Source organism: Bacteriovorax sp. DB6_IX, assembly GCF_000447775.1.
GTDB lineage: Bacteria > Bdellovibrionota > Bacteriovoracia > Bacteriovoracales > Bacteriovoracaceae > Halobacteriovorax_A.
The window spans coordinates 1-2,897 of record NZ_AUNJ01000189.1 but is presented as its reverse complement, the minus strand read 5'-3'; the positions used below and the strand labels follow the sequence as shown (position 1 = coordinate 2,897).

Below are 2,897 nucleotides of genomic sequence, written 5' to 3'. Positions count from 1 at the left end.
TTAATACTCATTTAGTTTCAAGTTTTCTTTGGGTGGTGATTTTCTTTTATCACTCATTTCGAGCAAAAAAAAGGACCTAAACTAGGTCCTTTTATTTATTTAAGAATTTCTATTGCTTTCTTTATCCATCCACTCGAGTCATTTTTATAGTCTTCAAAAGTTTCAACATATTCGATATCAGCAATGACTGGTCTGTTTTCGCTATTAAGCTCATAGGCCGAATCTTCACCAAAAACAATTGTGTCATCACTACCAGGGTATCCAAATAGAGAGTTCGGAATATTAGTTCTAAAGATATGGAAACGATCTTCAAAGTTTGTTGAAAGCTTATCGTTAGACCAGTATCCAGCTCCTGTCCCATTCGATGTCGTTCCAATAATTGTGGCCCTTTTCGAGCTCTTAAGTAGCATACTCATAATGTCACAAGCTGAGATACAATTTGGTGAAATAAGAGCAACAATATCATTTGTAAATCCACCAACTTCTTTATCGGCCGTAACAAAACCTTCAGTAATTGCAGGAGTATGATTTCTATTATCGTTCACTGCGAAGAAGATTTGGTCGATCATTTCTTGCCAGAATTCTTCATTACTGATTTCTTGGTAGAGCTCATCAGTGTGGTAGTAGTCAATGAATTGTCTTGTATAACGAGTAAGTCTCTTGGCCCATGTTGTATTACGATATGTTTGTCCCTCTTCTGTTAGAAGAGAGAGCACTTGTTCTGGGAAGTTTCCATTTCCTCCACCATTATTTCTAAGATCAAGAATAACTTTTAACTCTTGCTCTTTAAAATACTGGACAGCTCCACGGATGGCAGAAATAAAGTCTTTCTTTTCTTGTCCTTTAAAAAGTTCTCTCACTGAGAAAGAATTAATTTGAAGAAATCCGTAAGCAGTCGCCTTATCGAGAATAATGGCAGAACGAACGATTGTGCTTCCACCCGTCGCTGCACTTTTCCAGTTTTCTAGTTCAATCGCACCTTCTGGTAGAGCTGCGCCATTCCACCCTCTAAATTTTAGTGAGCTATCTTTTTCCCAAACTCTCTTACTCTCATTCCATTTAAAGCGGAATGAATCCAAAGTTGGAAAGCCTTTGTTCTTGAAATAGAAGAGGGCATCTTTTCTCTTGGTATTATCTGAGGCGTACCATGGAAGCCTTACCTTAATTGTCTTTTCTAATTTCTGTACCTTGATCTCAATATCTGAGAAGGTTCTATGTGGATAAGAAAAGTATCTCGCCATAACAAGGTTGGCAGCACGGTATTCTCTGAAACCTTTTGAAGAACCATCAATATATTTTTCTAAAGACTTGGCATACTCACGTGCCTCGATCCCATCGATTGAGATAATTTCATCTCCCATTGAAATCTGAGAGATATTCTGACCATCATCGCTCATTGAAATTGTCTTCGCTAAAACTTTGTCATAGAAACCTGTGACTAGAATCTTACCATCGATAAGATTAGCGTCGAGACCATTTAGAACCCATGGAGTGTTAAGAACTGGATTAATCCCAAAGTGAGTATCTTCAAATGTTGCGATAACTTCTTTAACCCTAGTTATAAAATCAAGGTTTGCTCTGGCCTGATCAATAGGTGCGTTTACGTCTTCGATCGCCATTTCTCTTTCAATAGCGTTAGTGAAAACTTGATCACCATCAACGGCAATTCTTCTCTTTTTTATTTCCCAGAGAGTGTACTCTGCTTTTGTTTGCTTATAGATATCCTCTAAGATTTCAACGCGGTCTTCTTTATCATAGTAAAAGAAGCGTGAACCAGAAAAGACTGATTTATTCATGGCAAATGAATTGAGGGCAAGCACGATCCCTGCTATGTACTTCAACATTCGTGTCTCCTTTTTAGCGTAATGGAGTCTTCTACCATAAGAGTGTTCTAATAAGGTAGATATTTTCCTTTAGTCTTGCGTCGTGGCTTTAAATTAGACAGATAATGGTGCAGAAAGTGACTGATTTTGCGACAGTGTTGTCACTTTGGTCACAAGAAATCCTCTTGTGATTTGTTAAAAACTCTTCAGAGTTACCTATTTTCAAGTCTTTAAAATCAGGTAGGTAAATATGCGTCACTACAATGCTTGGCATGATGATTGCTATAATAAATGCAGAAGCCTTAACTTAATGAACAGGGGAGAATATATGAAAAAGTTTTTAACAGTAATGATGATTTCGACTTTTACTTTTGCTGGAACAACAGCAACTCTAAACCTTAGAGGAACAGTAGGACAAGTCGTTGATATTTCACTTGTAGCAGAGTCTGATGCTCAGTCATTAGATCTCTCTTCAACAACTAGTGATAAGAAAGTGGCAACGGTAACTGAGCAGTCTAACTCAAATGTTGGTTATTCAGTAACAGTATCTTCTGATAATAGTGGGAAACTTGTTCACTCAAACGGTGATACTTTTGATTATGTTCTTAAGTATGGTGGAGTTGATGCTGAACTATCAAGCGGTGGTAAGACATTTTCTAGATCTACTTCAGGTTTAGTAAGTGATAATTTTGATGCCACTGTTTCATACACTGGAAAGTCTGCGGCCACTATGGTTTCAGGTCAGTATGATGATGTTGTGACTTTTACAATCTCAGCAAACTAAAAAACAAATACATGATTAAATAACTAAAGTATTCTGGCGACTTTCCGATAAGCCTTAACATGAAAGTCGCCAGTTTTGCTTTAATATTCTCACTCTTCCTCTTTCTCTGTACCGCAGCGATTTCTTATACTGAAGCATCTGAAACAGCATCTTTAAATTTAAGAGGGCAAGTTCCGCATTATTTTGGTGTTGAATATGTCTCTACTGCAAAGGGAATGAGAGTTAAACCTCGAGCAAATTTTAACTTTTATGGTGAAGTCATCGAAAGAGAGGCGATTCTAGAATACGGA

General features: G+C 37.3%; 3 protein-coding genes. 2 read left to right on the top strand and 1 reads right to left on the bottom strand.

The window, feature by feature from the left end; translation table 11 throughout:
* Positions 1 to 95: 95 nt before the first annotated feature.
* On the bottom strand, positions 96 to 1,844 hold the full coding sequence (locus tag M901_RS05565; RefSeq protein WP_021277203.1) for a S41 family peptidase: 1,749 nt from the start codon (positions 1,842 to 1,844) through the stop codon (positions 96 to 98).
* Positions 1,845 to 2,151: 307 nt separating this feature from the next.
* Here M901_RS05565 and M901_RS05560 point away from each other — a divergent pair, with 307 nt between their 5' ends.
* The gene (locus tag M901_RS05560) at positions 2,152 to 2,607 is read left to right on the top strand and encodes a hypothetical protein (protein WP_034720669.1); all 456 of its coding nucleotides are present in this window, start codon (positions 2,152 to 2,154) and stop codon (positions 2,605 to 2,607) included.
* Positions 2,608 to 2,666: 59 nt separating this feature from the next.
* The coding region (locus M901_RS05555; RefSeq protein ID WP_021277201.1) for a hypothetical protein at positions 2,667 to 2,897 on the top strand (231 nt) is incomplete at its 3' end.

Excerpts from the sequence above, each read along its gene's own strand:
- M901_RS05565 (WP_021277203.1), bottom strand. The coding sequence starts at position 1,844 with ATGTTGAAGTACATAGCAGGGATCGTGCTTGCCCTCAATTCATTTGCC.
- M901_RS05560 (WP_034720669.1), top strand. The coding sequence starts at position 2,152 with ATGAAAAAGTTTTTAACAGTAATGATGATTTCGACTTTTACTTTTGCT.